13 protein-coding genes, 4 tRNA genes and 1 pseudogene are annotated in these 23,445 nt (G+C 39.6%); 2 read left to right on the forward strand and 16 right to left on the reverse strand.

What is annotated here, in order from left to right:
- Positions 1–137: 137 nt before the first annotated feature.
- The 13 genes from AACL18_RS05810 to AACL18_RS05870 form a co-directional block, all read right to left on the reverse strand.
- The gene (locus tag AACL18_RS05810; protein WP_339049910.1) at positions 138–2,945 is read right to left on the reverse strand and encodes a hypothetical protein; all 2,808 of its coding nucleotides are present in this window, start codon (positions 2,943–2,945) and stop codon (positions 138–140) included.
- A gap of 216 nt (positions 2,946–3,161) precedes the next feature.
- A complete protein-coding gene (gene rpoC / locus AACL18_RS05815; protein ID WP_339051624.1) occupies positions 3,162–7,406 on the reverse strand; it encodes a DNA-directed RNA polymerase subunit beta' in 4,245 nt (1,414 codons plus the stop codon).
- Between the two features lie 225 nt (positions 7,407–7,631).
- Positions 7,632–11,765 (reverse strand): DNA-directed RNA polymerase subunit beta, encoded by a 4,134-nt coding sequence (gene rpoB, locus AACL18_RS05820; protein ID WP_339049912.1) that lies wholly within the window; start codon positions 11,763–11,765, stop codon positions 7,632–7,634.
- A 304-nt stretch (positions 11,766–12,069) separates the two neighbouring features.
- Positions 12,070–12,456 (reverse strand): 50S ribosomal protein L7/L12, encoded by a 387-nt coding sequence (gene rplL / locus AACL18_RS05825; protein ID WP_339049914.1) that lies wholly within the window; start codon positions 12,454–12,456, stop codon positions 12,070–12,072.
- Between the two features lie 48 nt (positions 12,457–12,504).
- Positions 12,505–13,035 (reverse strand): 50S ribosomal protein L10, encoded by a 531-nt coding sequence (rplJ, locus tag AACL18_RS05830; protein ID WP_339049917.1) that lies wholly within the window; start codon positions 13,033–13,035, stop codon positions 12,505–12,507.
- A gap of 402 nt (positions 13,036–13,437) precedes the next feature.
- Complete coding sequence (rplA, locus tag AACL18_RS05835) at positions 13,438–14,133, reverse strand: 50S ribosomal protein L1 (RefSeq protein WP_339049919.1); 696 nt, start codon at positions 14,131–14,133, stop codon at positions 13,438–13,440.
- Positions 14,126–14,569 (reverse strand): 50S ribosomal protein L11, encoded by a 444-nt coding sequence (rplK, locus tag AACL18_RS05840; protein WP_339049922.1) that lies wholly within the window; start codon positions 14,567–14,569, stop codon positions 14,126–14,128. The genes rplA and rplK overlap by 8 nt, the downstream gene beginning before the upstream one ends.
- An 84-nt stretch (positions 14,570–14,653) precedes the next feature.
- A complete protein-coding gene (gene nusG / locus AACL18_RS05845; RefSeq protein ID WP_339051626.1) occupies positions 14,654–15,181 on the reverse strand; it encodes a transcription termination/antitermination protein NusG in 528 nt (175 codons plus the stop codon).
- 134 nt (positions 15,182–15,315) lie between these two features.
- Positions 15,316–15,687, reverse strand: coding sequence for a preprotein translocase subunit SecE (gene secE / locus AACL18_RS05850; protein WP_339049924.1), 372 nt, complete (start codon positions 15,685–15,687; stop codon positions 15,316–15,318).
- Between the two features lie 23 nt (positions 15,688–15,710).
- Positions 15,711–15,786, reverse strand: a tRNA-Trp gene (locus tag AACL18_RS05855).
- A gap of 29 nt (positions 15,787–15,815) precedes the next feature.
- Positions 15,816–15,890 (reverse strand) — tRNA-Thr (locus tag AACL18_RS05860).
- A 67-nt stretch (positions 15,891–15,957) separates the two neighbouring features.
- Positions 15,958–16,032, reverse strand: a tRNA-Gly gene (locus AACL18_RS05865).
- Between the two features lie 21 nt (positions 16,033–16,053).
- A tRNA-Tyr gene (locus tag AACL18_RS05870) sits at positions 16,054–16,138 on the reverse strand.
- Between the two features lie 210 nt (positions 16,139–16,348).
- Here AACL18_RS05870 and AACL18_RS05875 point away from each other — a divergent pair.
- Entirely contained in the window at positions 16,349–16,951 is a 603-nt protein-coding gene (locus AACL18_RS05875) for a MarC family protein (RefSeq protein ID WP_422395879.1), read from the forward strand.
- On the opposite strand, the gene rocD is transcribed toward AACL18_RS05875, so the two are convergent.
- From rocD to AACL18_RS05890, 3 genes and pseudogenes are all read right to left on the reverse strand, one after another.
- Positions 16,934–18,193 (reverse strand): ornithine--oxo-acid transaminase, encoded by a 1,260-nt coding sequence (gene rocD, locus AACL18_RS05880; protein ID WP_339049925.1) that lies wholly within the window; start codon positions 18,191–18,193, stop codon positions 16,934–16,936. The genes AACL18_RS05875 and rocD overlap by 18 nt on opposite strands.
- A gap of 93 nt (positions 18,194–18,286) precedes the next feature.
- Positions 18,287–18,988 (reverse strand): annotated as a pseudogene (locus tag AACL18_RS05885) (arginase family protein).
- 304 nt (positions 18,989–19,292) lie between these two features.
- Entirely contained in the window at positions 19,293–20,603 is a 1,311-nt protein-coding gene (locus AACL18_RS05890; protein WP_339049926.1) for a WH2 domain-containing protein, read from the reverse strand.
- A 387-nt stretch (positions 20,604–20,990) separates the two neighbouring features.
- Here AACL18_RS05890 and AACL18_RS05895 point away from each other — a divergent pair, with 387 nt between their 5' ends.
- Entirely contained in the window at positions 20,991–23,168 is a 2,178-nt protein-coding gene (locus tag AACL18_RS05895) for a cation:proton antiporter (protein WP_339049927.1), read from the forward strand.
- Positions 23,169–23,445: the final 277 nt, after the last annotated feature.

Raw genomic sequence — 23,445 nt, forward strand, 5'->3', positions numbered from 1 at the left:
AAAAATAAATTTTAATTAAAGTGAGTATCGTTTACTACTGTAATCTTCACATCTTATACACCGTTGGCTTATACAAGGTATGCTCGCTATGAAGACTTCTCTTGCCTCGCCAAATAAATGATTACGCCCTCTCCTCCTCACACTGTTGATTTATCAGGAAAGATAACAGGGAGGCTGGACTCACATTGCAGGCCATCGATCGTCTCATTCTTGGTAGTATCGGTTGATTTTTTAAAAAACGTCGCGTTAGTTTTAGATATCCAACCTTCATCTAGAACAGGGTAAGGTTTGACTAGTTTATCAAAACAACGCTTAATGGCTACTAAAATTGACTGTAAAAAAAGTATAAAAGCTTCCAATAAATTGGTTTTTTTTGAAAAAAATACGCTTTTAAGTAGAGTTTCTGCACAGTTAACGTAGGCACTTTGAATATTGATTGCTAATTTATAGCCTTTATCTTTAACTGGATTAAGATTCAGCAAAATACAAGAATAGGTTTGACAATCTACTTTTTCGGGGTCATTCTTATCAAAATACTTTTTTTCTTTATACGCATTAATCTCTTCAATTTGGATACCCTTTCCCTCTACCCAGGACAAGTTTACCCTCATGTTCGGTTGTCCAATAATAGCGTTCTGCTCATTCTGCCGATAACAGTCATTAATTAACGCCATACTTACCGAAGAAAAAGCATGTGGAAAACCACCCTGATGAAAAGAATAGCGCGCCAACGCCAAATAATGCTTTTTTAACTCCTGGTCTGCTATTTCAGTAAATAGATAAGCTTCCATAAATTCGGAAAGATCGCTTTCGTCTTTAAATTTCTCTCCATTTCGTAACTCCTTAACACTTATTCCGTTGATAAAATAAATTTCCCAATTTCTGCGCCAATCTTCTAGTGTGACATTTTGACCCAGTGCAACATTGATTGTTTTACCTTTTAAAAGCAGTAACTCATCCTTTAAAATTTGCTGGTTAAAAGGTTTCTTATGCGAATTTTTTATATTTTTAGGTTTATTTAAGCGCGCAAATTGAGTTTCTAATTGAATCTTTTTCACATCCAATGCTAAATCGCTAGGAGCAAAATTGGAAAATTTAACTAAACCCTCAGCCCCAGGTGCATTTTCTGTAGCCACCTGTTGATGGTGACCCGATTCAACGAGCTCTTTCAATAATTCTAAATATAATGCTCTATCTTGTTTTGCATTATCATGACGAGGATGTGTTGCCTTTAGCTCATAAAAGGCTGCCGCTGCATCATTCGCAATTAATGCCCCACCAGTACGATCTTTGCCACTTTTACAGGCCACCCAAGCTATCCCACCGATATAATTCAAAATAAGCATTTCAGCTGAACTTATTAGCATCTGATAATGCCTTGTATCCGCCGTTAATACCCCTTGCGTAGTTGGAATTGTCAATAAAGCTTGCAAAGCATCCAATAGTCGAACGGTATTTTTATCAAATTTATTTTCCTGTTTTAATCCAAGGTTTTTATCCAATGAATCTTTTTTTAAGAGATCTTCTACAGTTTTAATTAATTCTTTTTTACCTTTTTTTACGGAAAAATTTTTATTTCCCCCATAAAGATCAAGCTGGCTTATTAACTTACGTAACGTTGAATTTTTCTCCTCAGATCGTTCGCTTTCCTCAATGTAGTTTAATAATGCCGGAAATTGTTCTGGTGGATGGGTACTATTTTTTTTAAACAATAAAGGGCTTAAATAACGCCCAACTGCATTTAGTAATAGTGCTGTATTATAGTCATTGCGCTTAGTTTGATCGGGATGGACACCAAAATGCCGTAATATATTAACTGGGTGATTAGTCGACAATAAAGTTATTTTAACTGCTTTATGTTGTTTATATTTAATACAGCCATCAGAATTAACCATCAGATCAAATTTGGCTAAAAAATCTTTGTAATAGAGCGTTTCTAACTGCTCTTCTTCGGTAAAAAAAAGTGCTTTAATTTTTGCATCTTTAGCTGTAATCTGCTTGTTAGGATTGTTTAAAGCCCATTGAAAAAGCTCGACTATCCGCTCTTTCATCTCATACAGCAGGGTGTCATTATCACTCATATCTGTAAAATTTTTGGCTTTGAACGTAGCGGCCGATCCGGGCGATAAAAGAGATTGAGTTAAAATAACAAGCTCTTGTTGATTTAGGCTGCCTGAAGCCTTGAGTTGTTCGTCTAAGCTCAATCTGAGCTGAGATGCTAAATTTAAACAGGTTAAACGGACTAACTCCTCACTCGACTGTTCTGCCATTAAATCAATCGGCGCAGGAGTTGCATGGCGAAAATTACGTAAAACTTCAACACCTTTAATTTGGCATCGATGCATCGACAAATTAGCTAGGCCTGCGACGTTGCGCAGTGAGGAAGGTATCGATCGTTTAGAGAGTTCCTTTGCGTTTTTCTTAATAAAATCTTGCTGCCACTTAGGTAATGACACAAGCCAGAAAGTTTTAGATTCATCCCTATATTCCTGCAACAAAATATCGTTGTCGGTACATGGAGTTTCACTTTGAACTATCTCAAGGGAAGCTAGTTGACTATCTTCACTTACAAAAGAGACCGGCGTATCGAAAGTTTCACGACCCTTCAGCCATACTGCACAACGCTCCGCGTCACGCAATGACTGAAAAGGAACGCTCAACCTTGTGTGAAAATCCAATATTGAAATATAGGATGCAATTAAGCTTTCAAGTTGCGCGTAAGCAGCTTTAAAAGAAATTTCCTTATTTTTAAGGTCATTCTCATAATCTTTATAAAATCTATCGATTTGTTCAGTGATTAAATCTAATCGGGGTGAAAATTTATTCGCCAACTTCCATTCTTGTTCAGTTAAATAACTTACCAACAACAGCATACCTGCTTTATACGACTGTCCTCGCAGAATAAAATTCTCATTTAAACTGGGTCTAGGTTTTACAGTAGCCATTAAAACACCATTTCTTCTTTTAGATTACTCACTCCAGAATATGCTTTATCCAATATTATGATTAAATCAGAAAATTATTAACAAAAAATGAAGCCTCAGGTTTTTTGGTGCTAATTTTAGCTATTTGCTAAAAAACCAGTAAGTTTTGTATTGCAAAAGATTAAAAAATGCACCGTAAAGTGCATTTTTTATGAAAAAAAAGCTTAACGGTAGAAATTATGACTTATCATCTTTCTTAGGCTCAGATAAGGCCTGACTCAAGGCTTGCTCTACATCACTCGCTGTCATCTGTGGTGCTGCTGCTGTTGCACTTAAACGTTGTTGTCTTGCCAATACATTAGCAGCGCGCTGACGACGAGCTTCAGCATGATAAGCAAAGCCAGTCCCTGCAGGAATTAAGCGACCAACAATCACATTTTCCTTCAATCCTTTCAGCTCATCACGTTTTCCAGTAACCGCCGCTTCAGTTAATACGCGCGTTGTTTCTTGGAATGATGCAGCTGATATAAAAGAGTCTGTCGCTAAAGAAGCTTTAGTAATACCTAACAATACCGCTTCAAAGCGTGCAGGTAATTTATTTTCAGCAATCAACTTCTTATTTTCTTCTTTGAGACGTGATTCTTCCAATTGCTCGCCTTTTAAATAGCGGCTTTCACCAGAATCAAGAATGTTTACTTTACGTAGCATTTGACGAACGATAACTTCAATGTGTTTATCATTGATCTTCACACCTTGTAATCGATAAACTTCTTGTACTTCACTGACGATATAATTAGTTAGCGCATTAATCCCTAATAAACGTAAGATATCATGTGGATTTAAAGGTCCATCGGCAACAATTTCACCTCGTTCTACGTGTTCACCTTCAAAAACCGTCACATGACGCCATTTAGGAATTAACGCTTCAAACGCTTCACCGTTATTACCTGTAATCACTAAACGTCTTTTACCTTTAGTTTCTTTACCAAAACTAATGATACCGGAAATTTCCGCCAAGATAGCAGGCTCTTTAGGCTTACGCGCTTCAAAAAGATCCGCTACACGAGGTAAACCACCGGTAATATCGCGCGTTTTTGAAGTTTCTTGTGGAATACGTGCAACGATGTCACCTACGCCCACCGCAGCACCATCTTCCAAGCTCAAAATAGCATTAATCGGCAAGAAATAATGCGCTGGTAAACGGGTACCCGGTAAGAACAGATCATTCCCTTCTTTATCGGTCAGTCGTACCATAGGACGCAATTCCTTACCTCCTGAGCCACGTTGTTTGGAATCCATGACGACAATACTGGTTAAACCGGTGAGTTCATCGGTTTGTCGATTCATGGTGATACCATCGATTAAGTCAATAAATTTAACATAACCGGCAACTTCAGTGACAACTGGATGTGTATGTGGATCCCATTGAGCGATTAATTGACCTGGTACCACTTCAGTGCCATCAGAAACTTTAATGGCAGCACCATAAGGTAGTTTGTAACGCTCTCTTTCGCGACCTTGCGGATCCAACAGCGTTAACTCACCGGAACGTGAGACAGTCACATAATGTCCATCATTGTGTTTAACGAGTTTTATATTATGCAATTTAATGCGACCCTTAGACTTTACTTGGATATGATTAGCTAAAGCCACCTGGGAAGCCGCTCCACCGATATGGAAGGTACGCATGGTTAGCTGTGTACCCGGTTCTCCTATCGATTGAGCAGCGATAACACCGACTGATTCACCGATACCTACTAAATGCCCGCGCGCTAGGTCACGACCATAACAAGCAGCACAGATACCATATTTAGCTTCACAAGTAATTGGCGAGCGCACATTCACTTGATCCACAGCTCGCTCTTCTAAGATATTAACCCAATCTTCATCTAATAAAGTTCCCCTATTCACCACGATATCATCACTGCCTGGCAAGCTGACATCTTCTGCGAGCACACGACCTAAAACACGTTCTCGTAATGGCACCATAATTTCTCCACCTTCAACGTGGGGAGTAATAGCGATACCTAAGGTCGCTCCACAGTCATTTTCAGTAACAACCATATCCTGCGCTACGTCAACCAAACGTCGTGTCAGGTAACCGGAATTAGCCGTCTTAAGCGCCGTATCTGCCAAACCTTTACGCGCACCGTGCGTAGAAATAAAGTATTGTAATACATCTAAACCTTCACGGAAGTTAGCCGTAATCGGTGTCTCAATAATGGTACCGTCCGGTTTAGTCATCAAACCTCGCATACCGGCTAACTGACGCATTTGCGCGGGTGAACCCCGAGCGCCTGAGTCTGCCATCATGTACACAGGATTAAATGACTCTTGTGATACGATCTTACCATCCGCGGCTTTTACATTCTCTGTCGCTAATTTTTCCATCATCGCTTTAGCAACTTGGTCATTAGTACGCGACCAAATATCAACAACCTTGTTATAACGTTCCCCTTGTGTCACTAAACCTGAAGCGTATTGAGATTCAATTTCTTTTACTTCGGTTTCAGCACCGGCAATAATAGCTGCTTTACTTTCAGGAATGATCAAATCTTCAATCCCGACCGAAATACCCGCACGTGTAGCATAACCAAAACCGGTATACATCAATTTATCAGCAAAAATAACCGTCGCCTTCAAACCTAAACGTCGATAACATTCATTAATAAGACTTAATATTGCTTTTTTATTCAGCGTTTTATTAATTAAAGAAAAGGGTAAACCGTCTGGTAACGTTTCGCGTAATAACGCTCTACCAACTGTGGTATCGATTAGTTTGATTGATTCTTTACGTTCACCTTTCGCATCGAATAACACTTCAGTTATTCTAGCTTTAATCTTGGCGTGCAAATCGGCATAGCCTGCATCATATAGCTGGCGGACATCGTTAACATCGGAACAAATTAAACCTTCTCCTTTGGCATTGATTTTGTCGCGTGTTAAATAATAAAGTCCTAAAACGACATCCTGAGTCGGAAGGATAATCGGCTCGCCATTCGCAGGAGATAAAATGTTATTAGTCGACATCATCAACGTACGCGCTTCTAACTGCGCTTCGATGGTCAATGGCACGTGTACTGCCATTTGGTCACCGTCAAAGTCGGCGTTGTATGCGGTACAAACCAGAGGATGCAATTGGATAGCCTTGCCTTCGACTAAAATAGGCTCGAATGCCTGAATACCTAAACGATGCAATGTGGGTGCTCGGTTTAATAAAACCGGATGTTCGCGGATCACATCTTCAAGAATATCCCAAACTTCAGGCGATTCATTTTCTACCATTTTCTTAGCGGCCTTAATCGTAGACGCTAAGCCGCGGAATTGTAATTTACTTAAAATGAAAGGCTTAAATAATTCTAAAGCCATTTTTTTCGGTAAACCACATTGATGCAGCTTTAAGGTAGGACCGACTACGATGACCGAACGACCTGAATAATCGACACGTTTACCTAATAAATTTTGCCTAAACCGACCTTGTTTACCTTTGATCATATCCGCCAAAGATTTCAAGGGTCGTTTATTACTGCCGGTAATAGCTCGACCACGACGACCATTATCCAACAAGGCATCTACCGATTCTTGCAACATACGTTTTTCATTACGCACAATAATATCGGGTGCATTCAGATCGAGTAAACGTTTTAGACGATTATTACGATTGATCACACGACGATAGAGATCATTCAGATCCGATGTCGCAAAGCGTCCGCCATCTAAAGGAACTAAAGGACGTAAATCCGGCGGTAGTACCGGTAGTACCGTTAAAACCATCCATTCCGGTTTATTGCCGGATTGATCAAATCCTTCCAGCAGTTTTAAGCGTTTAGAGAATTTTTTTAATTTGGTTTCTGAACTGGTATTAGGAATCTCTTCACGTAAGGTATTAATTTCTTCCTTCAGATTCAACGTAATCAGTAATTGCTGTATCGCTTCAGCACCCATACGCGCATCAAATTCGTCACCATGTTCCTCAATAGCTTCTAAGTATTGCTCATCGGTTAAAAGCTGACCACGTTCCAAAGTCGTCATACCGGGCTCAATAACCACAAATGCTTCAAAATATAGAACGCGTTCTATATCGCGTAAGGTCATATCGAGTAATAAACCGATACGTGAAGGTAGGGACTTTAAAAACCAAATATGGGCGACTGGACTTGCCAGTTCGACATGACCCATACGCTCACGTCGTACTTTCGTCAATGCCACTTCGACACCACATTTCTCACAAATCACACCGCGATGTTTAAGCCGTTTGTATTTACCACATAAGCATTCATAATCTTTAATCGGGCCAAAGATTTTTGCGCAAAACAAACCATCTCTTTCAGGTTTGAAAGTACGGTAATTAATGGTCTCAGGTTTTTTGACTTCACCATAAGACCAAGTGCGAATCATTTCTGGCGAAGCTAAGGAGATACGAATATTATCAAACTCATCTAAATAATCTTCTTGTTTCAGTATTCCCAATAAATCTGACATCAATGGTTTATCAACCAGCGCTTTAATTCTTTCGTTGCTTGATTTTGACTCGATCGCTTCCGCCATGCTCGCCAAACTTTCTTGAGCTAACTCTGGTTTTGCTTGTTCGGAAGGTGATGGCGCAGCTTTAGCCATTTCTGATGCAGTCGTCATAGTATGCTCTAGTTCTGACTTTACAATGTCTGCTTTTGGTTTAGTTGCCAAGGTTATACTCTCCACTTCAGATTAATCTTTGGTTTCTAATTCTGCATTAATTGCCAAGGAGCGTATTTCCTTGACTAATACGTTAAATGATTCTGGCATACCCGCTTCCATTTGATGGTCACCATCAACAATGTTTTTGTACATCTTCGTTCGACCGGCAACGTCATCCGATTTGACGGTTAACATTTCTTGTAAAGTATAAGCCGCTCCATAAGCTTCTAACGCCCAAACCTCCATTTCACCAAATCGTTGACCACCAAATTGAGCTTTACCACCCAATGGTTGTTGGGTTACTAAACTATACGACCCGGTAGAACGAGCATGCATCTTATCGTCAACTAAATGATTCAACTTCAGCATGTACATATAACCCACCGTAACAGGCCGCTCAAAACGCTCGCCGGTTCTGCCATCATATAGCGTGGTTTGTCCTGATTCCGGCAAATCTGCCAAGCTTAGCATGCGCTTAATTTCTGCTTCCGTCACGCCATCAAAGACCGGAGTAGCCATGGGCACACCGTTACGTAAATTATGCGCCAGCTCAACAACAGACTCGTCTGATAATTTGTCTAAATCTACTTTTTGTGCCGTTTCCTTAGTATCGTTGTAAATAGATCCTAAGAAGTTTTTAATTTCTTTAATATTTTTTTGCGCATCGATCATACCCGCAATCTTGATACCTAAACCTTTTGCTGCCCAACCTAGATGCGTTTCGAGTACCTGCCCAACGTTCATACGTGATGGCACACCTAAAGGATTAAGAACGATATCAACCGGCGTACCATCTTCCATATAAGGCATATCTTCGACAGGAATAATGGTAGAAATAACCCCTTTGTTACCGTGTCGCCCGGCCATCTTGTCACCCGGCTGAATACAACGCTTAATAGCTAAATGAACTTTAACAATCTTGAGTATGCCTGGTGCTAAATCATCGCCTTGGGTTAGTTTTTTGCGTTTATTCTCAAATTTCTCATCTAATGCAAGACGTGCTTCTTCTAATTGTTTTGCAACGGCTTCCAATTGCTGATTAGTCGCTTCATCACGTAAGCTAACAGAAAACCATTGATCCTTAGCTAGGCCTTGTAAATAGTCTACTGTCACTTTACTACCTGACTTTAATTTATTTGGTCCACTACTTGCCGTAGCGCCAACTAATAAAGTCTCTAGACGTTGGTAGCAATCATTCTCTAAAATTCTAAATTCGTCGTATAAGTCTTTTTTAATTTTATCTAAAGCCATTTCTTCGATACTTAATGCGCGTTTATCTTTTTCTAAACCATCTCGCGTAAAGACTTGAACATCAATTACTGTACCACGCATTCCAGAAGGAACACGTAACGAACTGTCTTTTACATCTGAAGCTTTTTCGCCGAATATAGCGCGCAATAATTTTTCTTCGGGTGTTAACTGTGTTTCACCTTTAGGTGTCACTTTGCCCACCAATATATCACCCGCTTCTACCCAAGCACCTAAATGTACAATACCTGACTCATCTAATTTAGAAAGTGCACTTTCTCCGACATTAGGAATATCTGATGAAACTTCTTCCGTACCTAATTTAGTGTCACGTGCAATGCAGGTTAATTCTTCGATATGTATTGTGGTAAAACGATCTTCAGAAACAACACGTTCTGAAATTAAGATAGAATCTTCAAAGTTATAACCATTCCATGGCATAAAGGCTACAAGAAGATTACGCCCTAAAGCCAACTCTCCTAAGTCAGTAGAAGGACCATCCGCCATGACATCGCCTTTTTGGATCTCATCCCCTTTATTTACTAAAGGCCTTTGATTAATACAGGTATTTTGATTCGAACGTGTATATTTAGTCAGATTGTAAATATCTACACCTGCGGTACCTGCCGTCGCTTCCTTATCATTAACACGAACGACGATACGACCTGCATCGACTGAGTCAATAAAGCCGCCTCGTTTAGCCACCACGACTACACCTGAATCGACTGCTACTTTACGTTCCATACCGGTACCAACTAAAGGTTTTTCAGTACGCAAGGTTGGCACCGCTTGACGCTGCATGTTCGAACCCATCAATGCACGGTTGGCATCGTCATGTTCTAAGAAAGGAATCAAAGAAGCGGCCACCGAAACAACTTGTGCCGGTGAAATATCCATATAATTGACTTTATCCGCTGTTGTCAGCATCGACTCATTACGATGTCGACAAGGAATCAAGTCATCGATCAACTTACCATGGCTGTCAAGACGGGTATTCGCCTGAGCAATGACATATTTACCTTCTTCGATAGCAGATAAATATTGAATTTCTTTAGTTACTTTCCCATTTTCAACTTTACGGTAAGGTGTTTCAAGAAATCCATAATGATTAGTTCGAGCATATACCGCCAAGGAATTGATCAAACCAATATTCGGTCCTTCGGGTGTTTCAATCGGACAAACACGACCATAATGCGTTGGATGCACGTCTCGAACTTCAAAACCCGCCCGCTCACGTGTTAGACCGCCAGGCCCTAAGGCAGAGACTCGTCGTTTATGTGTAATCTCGGAAAGGGGATTCACTTGATCCATGAACTGCGATAACTGACTAGAACCAAAGAATTCTTTGATGGCCGCTGAGATAGGTTTAGCATTAATGAGATCTTGTGGCATTAAATTTTCAGATTCGGCAACACTTAATCGATCTCTGACAGCTCGTTCCACACGCACTAAACCAATACGAAATTGATTCTCTGCCATTTCACCAACACTACGTACACGACGATTGCCTAAATGATCGATATCATCCACGTCGCCTTTACCATTTCGTATTTCGATCAATGCGCGTAAAACGGCGACAATATCGTCTTTAGTCAACGTACCTGATCCAGTAATTTCTTCTCGACCTAAGCGTCGATTAAATTTCATTCGTCCTACGGCAGACAAATCATAGCGATCCAAAACAAAAAACAAATTTTTGAATAAGGCTTCCGCCGCTTCTTTAGTAGGTGGCTCGCCTGGGCGCATCATACGATAAATTTCAACTAATGCTTCTTGCTGACTGTGACTTGGATCAATGCGTAAGGTTGTTGAAATATACGCACCGGAATCTAAATCGTTGGTATATAAAGTTTCTACTTTTTCTACTTGTGCTTCTATTAATTTATTAACGACGTCTGCAGTTAATTCTGTGTTTGCTTCAAACAGAATCTCACCGGTTTCTGAATTAATAATAGGCTTAGCGAGTGTTTTACCAATTAAATAATCAATTGGTAACTCGAGATGTTTAATCTTGGCTTTTTCTATTTCACGGATTTGTCTTACTGCAATACGTCGACCTTGCTCAACAATCACCTTGCCACTGGCATCTTTAATATCAAAGCTAGCGGTTTCACCACGTAAACGCTCAGGAACTAAATCTAAAACAACTGTTTCACCTTTTAGGTGCAAAACATTGTTACTAAAAAATAATTCTAATATCTCTTCTGAGGTATATCCCAATGCGCGTAATAGTATGGTAGCAGCTAATTTACGTCGTCTATCAATACGAACAAATAAATTATCCTTAGGGTCAAATTCAAAATCTAACCAAGAACCACGGTATGGAATAATTCTCGCCGCGTACAACAACTTACCTGAAGAATGAGTTTTACCTTTATCATGCTCGAAAAACACACCCGGTGAACGATGTAATTGTGAAACGACCACACGATCGGTTCCATTGATCACAAAACTTCCTGTATCTGTCATCAACGGCAGCTCACCCATATACACTTCTTGTTCTTTAATATATTTAAGTTTCGTGGAGCCTGGCGCTGCTTCTTTATCGTAAATAATTAAACGCATTTTCACGCGTAAAGGCGCACCATAAGTTAAACCACGTGCTTGACATTCTTTAACATCAAAAGGCGGTTGCCCTATTCGATAATTAATATACTCTAAAGTGGCTTCACCACCAGAATAAGAAGAAATAGGAAATATCGATTTAAATGCCGCATTAAGCCCTATATCTTCTAGTGCATCTGGCGAGGTATCTACTTGTAAAAATCGATGATAAGACTCAATTTGCGTCGCTAATAAATAGGGCGCTTCCATTATGGTCGCTTGTTTACCAAAATTTTTACGAATACGCTTTTTTTCAGTAAATGAATATGGAGTATTTGCTTGCTCAGTTGCTGGGGATGTCCGAATTACCATCTAAAGCTCACCTAGTTAGAGAACAGAATAAATAAAGAAAAATCGTGCCCATATCTAGCTGGGCTTATGTTTATGTTGGTTAATAACGCTTTAAAGTCTATTTTTTACACAATTTCAGTGAATTATAGAACTTTAATCTCTCTCTTAGTCCCTATTTAGTCTACGTCCTACGACCAACATCGTCTTAAATCTAAATCTTATAAAATGTGCGGCACATTTAAAGATTTAAAATATATGTTAGAAACAAATTTCATAATACAAAGAATGCCCAGCATAAATCTGAGCATCCTTTAGTGTTATAAACTTATTTCATTTCGCCAACAGCCTTAGCATCTGTAAGCTTAGCCATAAGCTTTTCGGCATCCGCTTTAGACATGCCTTCTTTAATGACCGCTTTAGGTGCTGATTCAACTAAATCTTTAGCTTCTTTTAAGCCAAGACCCGTTTCTTCGCGCACTACTTTAATCACATTGATCTTATTAGGGCCCACTTCTTTCAACTCAACATTGAATTCGGTCTTTTCTTCAGCAGCTGCAGGAGCTGCACCTGGTGCTGCTGATACGGCAACTGTAGCAGCGGCTGCAGAAACACCAAATGTATCTTCCATATTCTTAATAAGATCGACAACTTCCAGGACGCTCATTTTAGAAACGGTCTCTAATACTTCTTTGCGTTTATCGTCTGTGCTCATATAACTATCACTCCAAAAATAAAAAAAACTTTAATTAATTAACCGCAATTATGCGGCTGCTTGTTGCTTTTCACGCACAGCAATCAGGGTACGTAGTAATTTGGCTTGTGGTTCAGCCAATGTACGCACTAACTTAGTAATTGGTGCTTTCATAACTGCCATCAATGTAGCAATTGCTTCATCACGGGTTGGAAGGTTCGCAAGTTTCTCGAGTTCATTCACCGCTAGTAATTGACCATCTAAAGCGACCGCCTTAACAACCAATTTTTCATTTTGCTTAGTAAATGTTCGAATAAGCCGCGCTGCTGCACCTGGCTCTTGTTGGGAAAATGCTAGAAGTAAAGGCCCTACCAACGTGTCTTGTAAACACGCAAAGCCTGTGCCTTCTAAAGCACGTCGCGCCAAGGTATTACGCACTACGCGTAAATACACTCCTGAGCTGCGTGCTTGTATACGTAATTGACTCATTTCCCCCACACTTAAACCACGATATTCAGCAGTAACTGCTGATAACGCATTTTTTGCAACCTCTCCAACTTCCGCAACAATGGCCTGTTTATCTTCAAGTCTTAATGTCACGTTGGTTTTCTCCTCATGTATTGTTTAACCATCAGCCGTAAATAGATGATGATTAAAGGCTCGGTGGCCCTAAAGGTTCACCGTCTGCGTAGGTAAAATTAAGCACCTATATTAATAAGAGACACTGATACCTTCTTTTTAACATCGGCGCACCTACGGTCTCCGACAGTTAGAGGGAAAGCCCTTTAACTGCGAATTCATTCCCACTATTTATATCAGTGGGGGTAGCTCTTCTATCCTAAATCCACTAAATAGTCAAGATGTAAGCCACTCATTTTACGTTTCATATACTCTTCGCACTTGATTTTATTCTGTGTTACCGGATCAATTCAGGCAAATTCCCAAATAATCCCGCACTTGCCAAAATCCAATGAGCATATAACACAAAAATGGGCGAACATTTTAGCTTGCTTCTAGCGAGGCCAAATTAATTAATAACCCAGGTCCCATCGTACTAGATAAACTTAGTTTCTTTAAATAAACCCCTTTAGCCGTAGCCGGCTTGGCCTTTTTAATTGCCCCTACCAATACTTCTAAATTTTGCAATAATTGCTGAGGCTCAAAACTTAGCTTACCTATCGTACAGTGGATTATCCCGCCTTTATCAGCACGATAACGCACTTGACCCGATTTCGCATTGGCAACTGCCGTATTGACATCCATCGTTACTGTGCCAATCTTAGGATTCGGCATCAAGTTTCTTGGTCCTAAAATCTGGCCAAGTTGACCCACTAAGCGCATCGCATCTGGTGTTGCAATAAGCACATCAAAGTCTAAGTTACCGGCTTTTATGCTCTCAGCCAAATCATCAAAACCGACGATATCCGCACCTGCTGCTTTCGCTGCCTCGGCATTGGCTGCCTGAGCAAACACAGCGACTCGAGGTGTTTTACCAATTCCATGCGGCAATACAACGGCACCACGCACGGTTTGATCCGATTTACGCGGGTCTATGCCTAAATTGATACTAACATCAACACTTTGATTGAACTTAACCGGAAATTCCTTGAGTAAGCTAACAGCTTCTACTACCGTATATACCTTACCAGGAAGCAGTTTTTCTTTAATCAAACGAAAACGTTTACTGAGTTTAACCACGTTCGCGCCCTCCTTCAACTTCGACACCCATATTACGCGCTGTGCCAGCTATTGTGCGCATTGCTGCTTCTAAATCACCTGCAGTTAAGTCAGGCATTTTAATCGTTGCAATCTCAGCCAGCTGTTTACGAGTAATTTTACCGACTTTATTTTTGTTGGGGATGCTACTGCCTTTATTGATCGCCGCTGCCTTCATAATTAAATAGGAAGCAGGGGGGGTTTTGATAATAAATGTAAAGCTACGATCGGAGTACACCGTAATCACGACTGGCATCGGCATACCTTTTTCTGCACTTTGAGTACGTGCATTAAAGGCTTTGCAAAATTCCATAATATTCACCCCTTGTTGTCCCAAAGCAGGACCAATAGGTGGTGCAGGATTAGCCTCGCCGGCTTTTACCTGTAACTTCACATAGGCTTGAACTTTCTTTGCCATGTTTACCTCCGGGTCTAACGCCTAGCATTATCGCTAAGCTTCCCATTGACGATTTTTATCCCCTTTTAAGGGTCCTACAATGCATCAAGCTTTTTTAACTTGACCAAACTCTAATTCAACCGGTGTGGAACGACCAAAAATAATGACTGAAACCCGCATGCGATTTTTTTCATAGTTTACTTCCTCAACTTCACCATTAAAGTCAGCAAAAGGGCCGTCCACAACACGCACCACTTCACCAACCTCAAACAAGACTTTAGGCCGAGGCTTATCCACGCCTTCTTGCATACGCTGTAAAATCTTATCCACCTCTTTACTGCTCAGAGGCACTGGCTTATCACTGGTTCCACCGATAAATTTAATCACGCCTGGTGTCTTTTGAACGAGATACCAGCTATCTTCATCCATATCCATTTCGACTAAAACATATCCCGGATAAAATTTGCGTGCCGTTTTGCGCTTACGACCTTGATGAATTTCGATCACTTCTTCAGTCGGCACAATAATTTGGCCAAATTTCTCCGTTAAACCTTGTTGTTTAACCCGTTCATTTAAAGCATCTAAAACTTTGCGTTCATAACCTGAGCGTGCTTGTACGACATACCATTGCATCGATCCATGCGCAGTTTTTTCCTCTGTTGTAGATAGTTTTTCATTAGGTGAAACAGGATCGTTCGACGATTGCTCTGAAACATCGGAATGAAGTTCTGTTTTTTTATCTGTCATAAGTTAACTATCCTCTTCATTTACGCTGTTAAAAAAGCAACTGCCCATAATAAGAGTGTATCTATACCCCATAAAAATAAGCCCGCCACAACAACCATCGCCATCACAATCAAAGTAGTACGCACCGTTTCTTCTCGTGTTGGCCAGACTACTTTGCGTAGTTCAGCACGTGAAGCTTGTGCAAATGCCCAAAACCGCCGCCCTAGTACCGTATAAAAAAATAATGATGCCAACACAAGTGCGTCTATTATCCAGCCTATCAAGCGAATAGCAATGGCCTGGTGAGAAAAATAATTATTGGCATAAATAGCCAATAGTAAAATAACTCCCATCATTATCCAGATTATGGAGTCTCTTTTAGTGGCCTTGTTTTCAAGCTTTGCGTTCTTCATTTTTACCTTGCCAAATAGATTTTTGGCAGGCCAGGAGGGAATCGAACCCCCAACCTGCGGTTTTGGAGACCGCCGCTCTGCCAATTGAGCTACTGGCCTAATTCTTTTAACTTGTATTCTTTGTCTTTTGGAGCCCACAACCGGGATCGAACCGGTGACCTCTTCCTTACCAAGGAAGTGCTCTACCACTGAGCCATGTGGGCCTGCATGCATTACTCATTGCATTTAAATTATTGCCGTGCTGCCACTTACGCCCTGCATCGCTTTTTTTGGAGCGGGTGATGGGAATCGAACCCACATAGCCAGCTTGGAAGGCTGGAATTCTAACCGTTGAACTACACCCGCAAGCATATCTAAAAAAATAACTGGTGGAGGGGGAAGGATTCGAACCTTCGAAGGCTGAGCCGGCAGATTTACAGTCTGCTCCCTTTGGCCGCTCGGGAACCCCTCCTCAAAATCGAGGGGCTATTTTGCGAAAGTCAAGGCTGGATGTCAACCACTATTCTCATTACAATACATAAAAGTTTTTTTGAGTACTCTTCGCACTTAAATTTTTCTCTGTGTTGCCGCTCAATTCGCAATCCTCATGTATATTGTATACACCAGATTGCTGCATGCACGCGGCACTTGCCAAAAAACTAATTGCTGTGGGTAATTTTTTATGCATTTTCAAATGAATATCTATTCTGCTGCGGTGACACTTTTTTTAGTCATGGATCCGCTCGGAAATATTCCGGTTTTTTTATCATTACTTAAACAAGTTGATCCAACGCGTCGCACCAAAATTATTTTGCGTGAAAGTTTAATTGCGTTTGTTATCTTGACGCTTTTTTTATTTTGTGGAAAACCTATCTTAGCTAGCTTACATATTAGTGAAGAAGCTTTAGGCATCGCCGGTGGAATTATTTTATTTCTTATAGCAATTAAAATGTTGTTTCCTATGGGACAAAAAATAGCGGAACAAACGCAAGGAGAACCTTTTATTGTTCCTATGGCCATTCCTTTGCTCGCTGGACCTTCTTCCATGACCACTGTCATCTTATTCGCCAGCCAAGCACCTCATCAAATGGGCAAGTGGTTTACCGCCTTAGCGGCCGCATCATTGATAGCGACACTCTTACTTTTAATTGCCGTACCCTTACAAAAATTGTTGGGTGTCAAAGTCATTGCGGCATTAGAACGTTTAATGGGGATGATATTAACCACAATTGCTGTACAAATGTTTTTAACGGGTCTCGGTACCTACCTAAGCAGTCTTGGCTAACAACACTTTTTTCAGAATGGCTAAGGCTTCATCCAATTGTTCTTTACTGATGACTAAAGGTGGTGCTAAACGAATAACGGTATCGTGCGTTTCGTAACTTAATAAACCATGCTCTAATAATTGTAAAACAATCGCACGACCTTTCGCGTAACGTGAGTCAAGTTCTATACCGATAAATAAACCTTTTCCGCGAATTTCTTTGATTAACGGGGACGAAATTTCTAATAGACGTTGATGCAAATAATCACCTAACTCTTCTGAACGCTGGATTAGATTTTCATCAAACAGGGTATTTAAAGCTTCTAACGCAACAGTTGCGGCTAGAGCATTACCGCCAAAAGTACTGCCGTGATCACCCGCTGCAAAAACATTCATGACATCCCGACGACTTAAAAATAATGATACCGGTAATAAACCACCGCCTAATGCTTTACCTAAAATCAAAGCATCCGGTTTAACGTTTTCATGTTCGCAGGCTAAAAATTTACCGGTTCTACCTAAACCAGTTTGTATTTCATCAAGAATAAGTAGAACATTACGTTCTCGACAAATTTGTGCAACGGTTTGCAAATAGCCTTTAGGCGGTACAACAATGCCACGTTCACCTTGAATAGGCTCAACCAAAAAAGCAGCTGTATTAGGAGTTATTGCCGCCGCTAAAGCTTCTGCATCACCATATTCTATAGTTTTGAACCCTGGCGCAAAAGGACCAAAACCAAACTGATACTGTGGCTTTGATGACATACCCACCACGGTTGTTGTACGACCATGAAAGTTGCCTCGACAAACAATGATTTCGGCTTGGTTCTCTGTCACTTTCTTTACAGTGTAAGCCCATTTTCTAGCGGCTTTAATTGCTGTTTCTACCGCTTCCACACCGGTATTCATCGGTAAAGCGCAATCCATCTGCGTTAAATCAGAAACACGCTTTAAAAAAGCACCCAACCGATCACTATAAAAAGCGCGCGAGCAAATCGATAAACGTTGCGCTTGTTGTGTTAACACCTTTACTAAGCGCGGATGACTGTGCCCATGACTGACTGCGGAATAAGCACTCATCATATCGATGTAGCGCTTACCAGAAATATCCCAAAGCTCTGCACCTAAGCCGCGACTGAGCACTACGGGCAAAGGATCGTAATTGGCCGCACCATAATGTTGTTCAAGCTCGATAGGGTTATTATGCATTTGGTCGTTAGAAAAGATGGATTGTCGATCAACGATAACGCTTTGCTTACTCATTTAGTTTAAACTCCAAAAATACTTAGCAATATTTCTTGAATGAATCTTTCCGTTTTTTGATTCTTATCATGATAAGGGTTGTATTCAACCACTTCAACCAATAAGTTGTGACGCTTGGCGTAATTGGATCAGTACTTGGCATAAATCCTCTCCTGAAATACCATTTGCTTCTGGCACAGCAACGCCGGGTGCATCAAAAGGATCAATAGCATCTAAATCCAAATCCAGAATTGTTTCTTTAATAGGCAATCGCTTCAGAAAATACGGTATCTAACGCTGTACAATTGCTTGCATAGTATAGATACGTACACCTAAACGCTGTAATAATTTTTCTTCTTCCGTTTCAAAACTACGAGTGCCAATTAAAACCAGGCGTTTCGGATTTATTTTAGGACGAGGTATAGCAATCTGTGTGAGCGTAGTATCACCATAACCTAAAAGTGTCGCTAAGGGCATACCATGAATATTACCAGTCGCTGTCGTTTCAAACGTATGACTATCCATGTGCGCATCGATCCAAATTAAGCCCAATTCTCCATTTTGTTGCTGTGCTAGCGCCGCCGCGACGCCACTCCAAGTGCCTATTGCACAGGAATGATCTCCACCCAACACAGCAAAAGGTTGATGTTGTTGAATTAAATCGTAAGTTATAGCCGCTAATTCAGTATTAAGTTCTACCACACGTTGCAAGCTATGGCTTTTATCGCCACTGCGAGGCTTTAATATAGCTTGCCAATGATTGGGTAAATGATGTTCGGATAGTTTTTGCTCTAAGCGATTATTCTGCAGTTGCAACGGACCTTCGGCGCAACCTACATCATTCGCTGCGATACCGGACGCGTAAGCAATTAAGGATAAGGAAGTTGTAATAGTGTTATTAACTTGGTTTTTTTTTAAATAAAAGGTCTAATAATTTTTAATCTATATTCAGAACTCCGTTCATGGCTAAACATTATATACCGATTCCAGATTAACGCTGTGACCTATGAAAAAAACCCTCTATCATAAAAAAGGACATTGTGATTAGCAATGTCCTTTGATCAGGAGCGACCGTAATGAGCTTCCCAACAACAAATAATTTTAATAGAAAAGCCTACGCTTAACGCAATTTCATTGCAGGGCTATTAATATGTTGTTGTTCACCATTCTGATTATTGGCAGAAAAGAATGTACTTAAACATTTCTCAGTGTGTTTTCTTGCTTGCTCAGACTGTGATTTTAGGCCAGATATTAAATCGAAAGCATTTACTATTTTTTCAGCAATGAAGTCAAAATCTAATGAATTCTGAGGAATAGTGTGTTGCAAAATTTTCATCATTGCATCTGCTTCGTCTTTATTCTCAAGTTCAAAATATGCTTCCGCTTCTCCTGCACTATCCACAACGTCTCCACCCCCATCCCATTCAGAATGGTTACCTTCCTTATTGCTTTCATTTTCATTATCGCTATCATTATCTTGAACATTTTTGAATTTTTTCAAGAGCGCATTTTTAATTGCCTCGTGCAAATTAAGATTATTAGAATCGCTTGTAACTTCTTTAGGAGCAGTTGCTTCGACTTTTTTAAGTTTTATACCGTCCCTAATTGCCGCCAGCAAATTGTCTCTGTCACTACCACTAGTAGCAACAATTGATTCTTGTCGTTGCAGGTTAGTTTTAGAAGACGGTAGAATCGGAGCAAAAGGAGGAGCAGGAGGAGGAGGAGGAGCAAACGATGATGTTGTTGACTGGCTACTTGATATTTCAGATTTTTGGGCAACCTGCTGCGTTTCATCTTCTGTAATCAACTTAGAACTTGATTGGATACTCTGTATTGTATTAACAAACATTTGCTTACGCTTTGCTACAAATGTTTGAACAATACTATCTAAATTTTCTTTGAAACCTGCATTTTGATTTAAGTCAAAATAATTTTGATCATGTAATCCCTTTACTATTGCTATAGAAACCTTTAGAGATATTTTCTTATCCCCTTGCATGATAAATTTCTGTCTATTAAATAATTTACTTCCCAACCAATAAGTTAAGAATTTTGCCCAATAAACAATACGCCATGAATCTGATGTTAATTGCGGCTTATTTTCAATCGAATGCTCTTTTGGCAAAAAGTAACGTAATAGATCCGATTCATTATATTTTTCCACGATAAATGCGACTAAACAATTAAAAGCATCAGTATATTTTTCTTGCTGAACAGGATCGTAATGATCAAATTGATGTTTTGCAAGAAACGACGCAAACTCTAATTCCCCAAGACGGTTCATGTATTTAAAAAATTTTTCAACGAGATGAAAAAGTTCTAATTGATAATTACTTGGATCATTTTTATCAAGATTTTTAACATTCTTGAAAAATTCAGTTGTAATATCTAATGTCTCGCGGTTTAGACCGGTAGATTTTATCTGTGCCATATCAATTACCTTAATTTTATTATTGTTTTAATAATTTTCATGATGGTTATATTGCCATCATTTAATTATTTTGATGGTTAGAAGCTAAGTAATGAGTTAAAAATATCTCGAAAATTTTGCTAATGAGGTTTATAACAATCATGTACTGGCATAGCAGAGTAATGAATAAAGCTTAATGAAATATTAAGATCGAAGAAAATTTCTTTTTGTAGATAAATAACTGCTAGTTTGCTGCTTTACATCCGGATGCGAATCTCACTTCGACCGATAAAAAAATTACTTGTATTAAAAATTAACCTTTCCTATGCAATGCTGGATGGGTTTAAAGTTTATTGTAAGTTCAAGCAAAAACTTGATATATCCTAAAAGAGGGCTAACAATAGATCTATGCAACCCCTTGCTCCACTCATTAAAGATTTAGCCGTCATACTCGGCGTAGCCAGCTTAGTCACACTTTTATTTCAAAAAATAAGACAACCTGTGGTATTAGGCTATCTATTATCCGGAATTATTGTCGGTCCGCATGTTCCTCCCTATGACCTCGTTACCGATGTACCCAGTTTACATACACTCTCCGAGCTGGGCGTTATCTTTTTGATGTTTTCTCTTGGGTTAGATTTTAGTTTTCATAAACTTAAACGTGTAGGAACACCCGCTATTGTAACGGGTTTGTTTGAAGTGTTAGTTGTTTTATTGATTGGTTTCGCTCTAGGAAAAATATTAGGCTGGTCTGTTTATGATTGTATTTTTTTAGGTGCTGCGCTTTCCATCTCGTCGACAACCATTATTATAAAAGCCATGGAAGAATTGGGTTTGAAAAGCAAACACTTTGCCGAACTCGTGTTTGGAGTGTTGATTGTTGAAGACTTATTGGCCATTTTATTACTGGCTGGACTCTCTATTTTAGTCGGGACACATGCGGTTATTTCTGCGACACTCGCAGACTCTGCCATTAAACTTTTTATCGTTGTCGGTAGTTGGTTTTTAATCGGTTATTTTTTAATTCCTACTTTAATTAGAAAATTAGTGGATGTTGCGAATCAAGAGACCTTAACTATCGTTTCGGTGGCGCTGTGTTTAATATTGGTCTGTATTGCGGCATACTTCGGCTATTCTACGGCATTAGGTGCCTTTATTATGGGCTCGATATTAGCTGAAACGGATTTAATTCAGTTTATTGAACAATATATGCGCCCTATTCGTGATATTTTTGCGGCGGTGTTTTTTATTTCGGTAGGTATGCTTATTGACCCTAGTATGATCCTACAAAATATTTGGATAGTTTTACTCATTTCCATCATCACTATCTTTGCCAAAATCTTTGCTACGGGGACCGGCGCTTTAGCCGCGGGTCAGAGTTTAAGCACTTCGGTGCGCGCAGGTTTTAGTATGGCGCAAATTGGCGAGTTTTCATTTATTATTGCAGGATTGGGCCTGACATTACAGGTTACACGACCAGCACTCTTCCCGATTATTATTGCCGTATCGGCCGTCACTACTTTTACTACACCCTATCTCATTATGTCCTCAGCTGCGCTAAGTAAACTATTGGAAAAAAATCTTCCTATACGTGCAAAACAACTATTAATCCATTACACAATACTTATCCATCGCTATTTAAGACTGAAGAAAAAGCGTGTGATGTATAGCCAATATATTACTCGACTACTTATTAATAGTGTTATGGTGGCGATTATTTTCAGTTTGAGTGAAAAATGGATATTTCCAAAAATTAGTGAATGGATCAACTCAACGTATTGGGTAAATACCTTAAGTTGTCTGATTGCTTTATTATTAGCTTCACCCTTTATCTGGGGTATGATATTTGCTTATCGTGCTTTCCCACATCGACGCCATGCCGCTATTCGACCTATCATCGCCATAGGATGGATTTTTACTTTAACCGTCATCATTACCTTAGCCGTTACTTATTTCCATACCTGGTCTATTATTTTATTGTTAATCATTATTTCGTTAACATTATTTAGTTTATTACATAAACCGTTGCAAAAATTTTACCCCTGGTTAGAAAAAAGATTTCTAGCCAATATTAAAACACCTAGCATTCAAGAAACTTCCAAGGATGAATTAACCGCCTGGGGCATTAATTTAAAAGGAACTGATATCCAGAATAATTATTATTTTATCAATAAAACCTTACAAGAATTAAACCTTGCGGAACAATTTGGCATTCATGTGGTTGCACTTTATCGTGGCCCTAAAATTATTTTGACTCCGCAACATCATGAAAAAATTAGGCTTTACGATAAGTTGTTTATTTTAGGTAGCGATGAACAAATTGATAGCTTTAGCCAATTATTGCAGGTCACCACCTACCAAGAAGAACTAGAATTATACAATCATCTTGAATTAAAAACTTTTTTACTTGATAAAAGCCATCCTTTTGTAGGACTTAGCATTGAAGAAGCTATGCAGAAAAATCATATTGACGGCATAGTATTAGGCATGGAACGCAAAGGTGTCAGAAAAATTAATCCCAGTAAAGACACCCTTCTGCGCAAAGAAGATCTCTTGATTTTGTTAGTTTATAAAGCCTCGACTTAGCATCACCTCTTTGTCATTGCGAACGCATAGTGCACGACAATCTAAGAAATTCTATAATTGAATGGCCACGGCCATTTCATTCGCTCGCCATGACGATGATTTTTTTATACTATTATGCAAGAATTTTGATAGCATACAGGCTAAGAGCAGCTACGGTTTTTGCCATATTACTGATTTGAGTAAATATCGACTATTAGAACCCTTTGCTTACCTACACTTAATGAATTACACATAAAGAGGCAGATCATCATTATTAAGCAGTTTTTTCATCGACTAT

This window comes from Rickettsiella endosymbiont of Xylota segnis, assembly GCF_964019545.1.
In the GTDB taxonomy this organism is placed as follows: domain Bacteria; phylum Pseudomonadota; class Gammaproteobacteria; order Diplorickettsiales; family Diplorickettsiaceae; genus Aquirickettsiella.

What these genes read in the sequence shown, in the direction of transcription:
- AACL18_RS05875 (WP_422395879.1), top strand. Translation starts at nt 16,349, where the DNA reads ATGCATTTTCAAATGAATATCTATTCTGCTGCGGTGACACTTTTTTTA.
- rocD (WP_339049925.1), bottom strand. Translation starts at nt 18,193, where the DNA reads ATGAGTAAGCAAAGCGTTATCGTTGATCGACAATCCATCTTTTCTAAC.
- nusG (WP_339051626.1), bottom strand. Translation starts at nt 15,181, where the DNA reads ATGCAATGGTATGTCGTACAAGCACGCTCAGGTTATGAACGCAAAGTT.
- rplL (WP_339049914.1), bottom strand. Translation starts at nt 12,456, where the DNA reads ATGAGCACAGACGATAAACGCAAAGAAGTATTAGAGACCGTTTCTAAA.
- AACL18_RS05810 (WP_339049910.1), bottom strand. Translation starts at nt 2,945, where the DNA reads ATGGCTACTGTAAAACCTAGACCCAGTTTAAATGAGAATTTTATTCTG.
- rpoC (WP_339051624.1), bottom strand. Translation starts at nt 7,406, where the DNA reads ATGTCAGATTTATTGGGAATACTGAAACAAGAAGATTATTTAGATGAG.
- rpoB (WP_339049912.1), bottom strand. Translation starts at nt 11,765, where the DNA reads ATGGTAATTCGGACATCCCCAGCAACTGAGCAAGCAAATACTCCATAT.
- rplK (WP_339049922.1), bottom strand. Translation starts at nt 14,569, where the DNA reads ATGGCAAAGAAAGTTCAAGCCTATGTGAAGTTACAGGTAAAAGCCGGC.
- AACL18_RS05890 (WP_339049926.1), bottom strand. Translation starts at nt 20,603, where the DNA reads ATGGCACAGATAAAATCTACCGGTCTAAACCGCGAGACATTAGATATT.
- AACL18_RS05895 (WP_339049927.1), top strand. Translation starts at nt 20,991, where the DNA reads ATGCAACCCCTTGCTCCACTCATTAAAGATTTAGCCGTCATACTCGGC.
- secE (WP_339049924.1), bottom strand. Translation starts at nt 15,687, where the DNA reads ATGAAGAACGCAAAGCTTGAAAACAAGGCCACTAAAAGAGACTCCATA.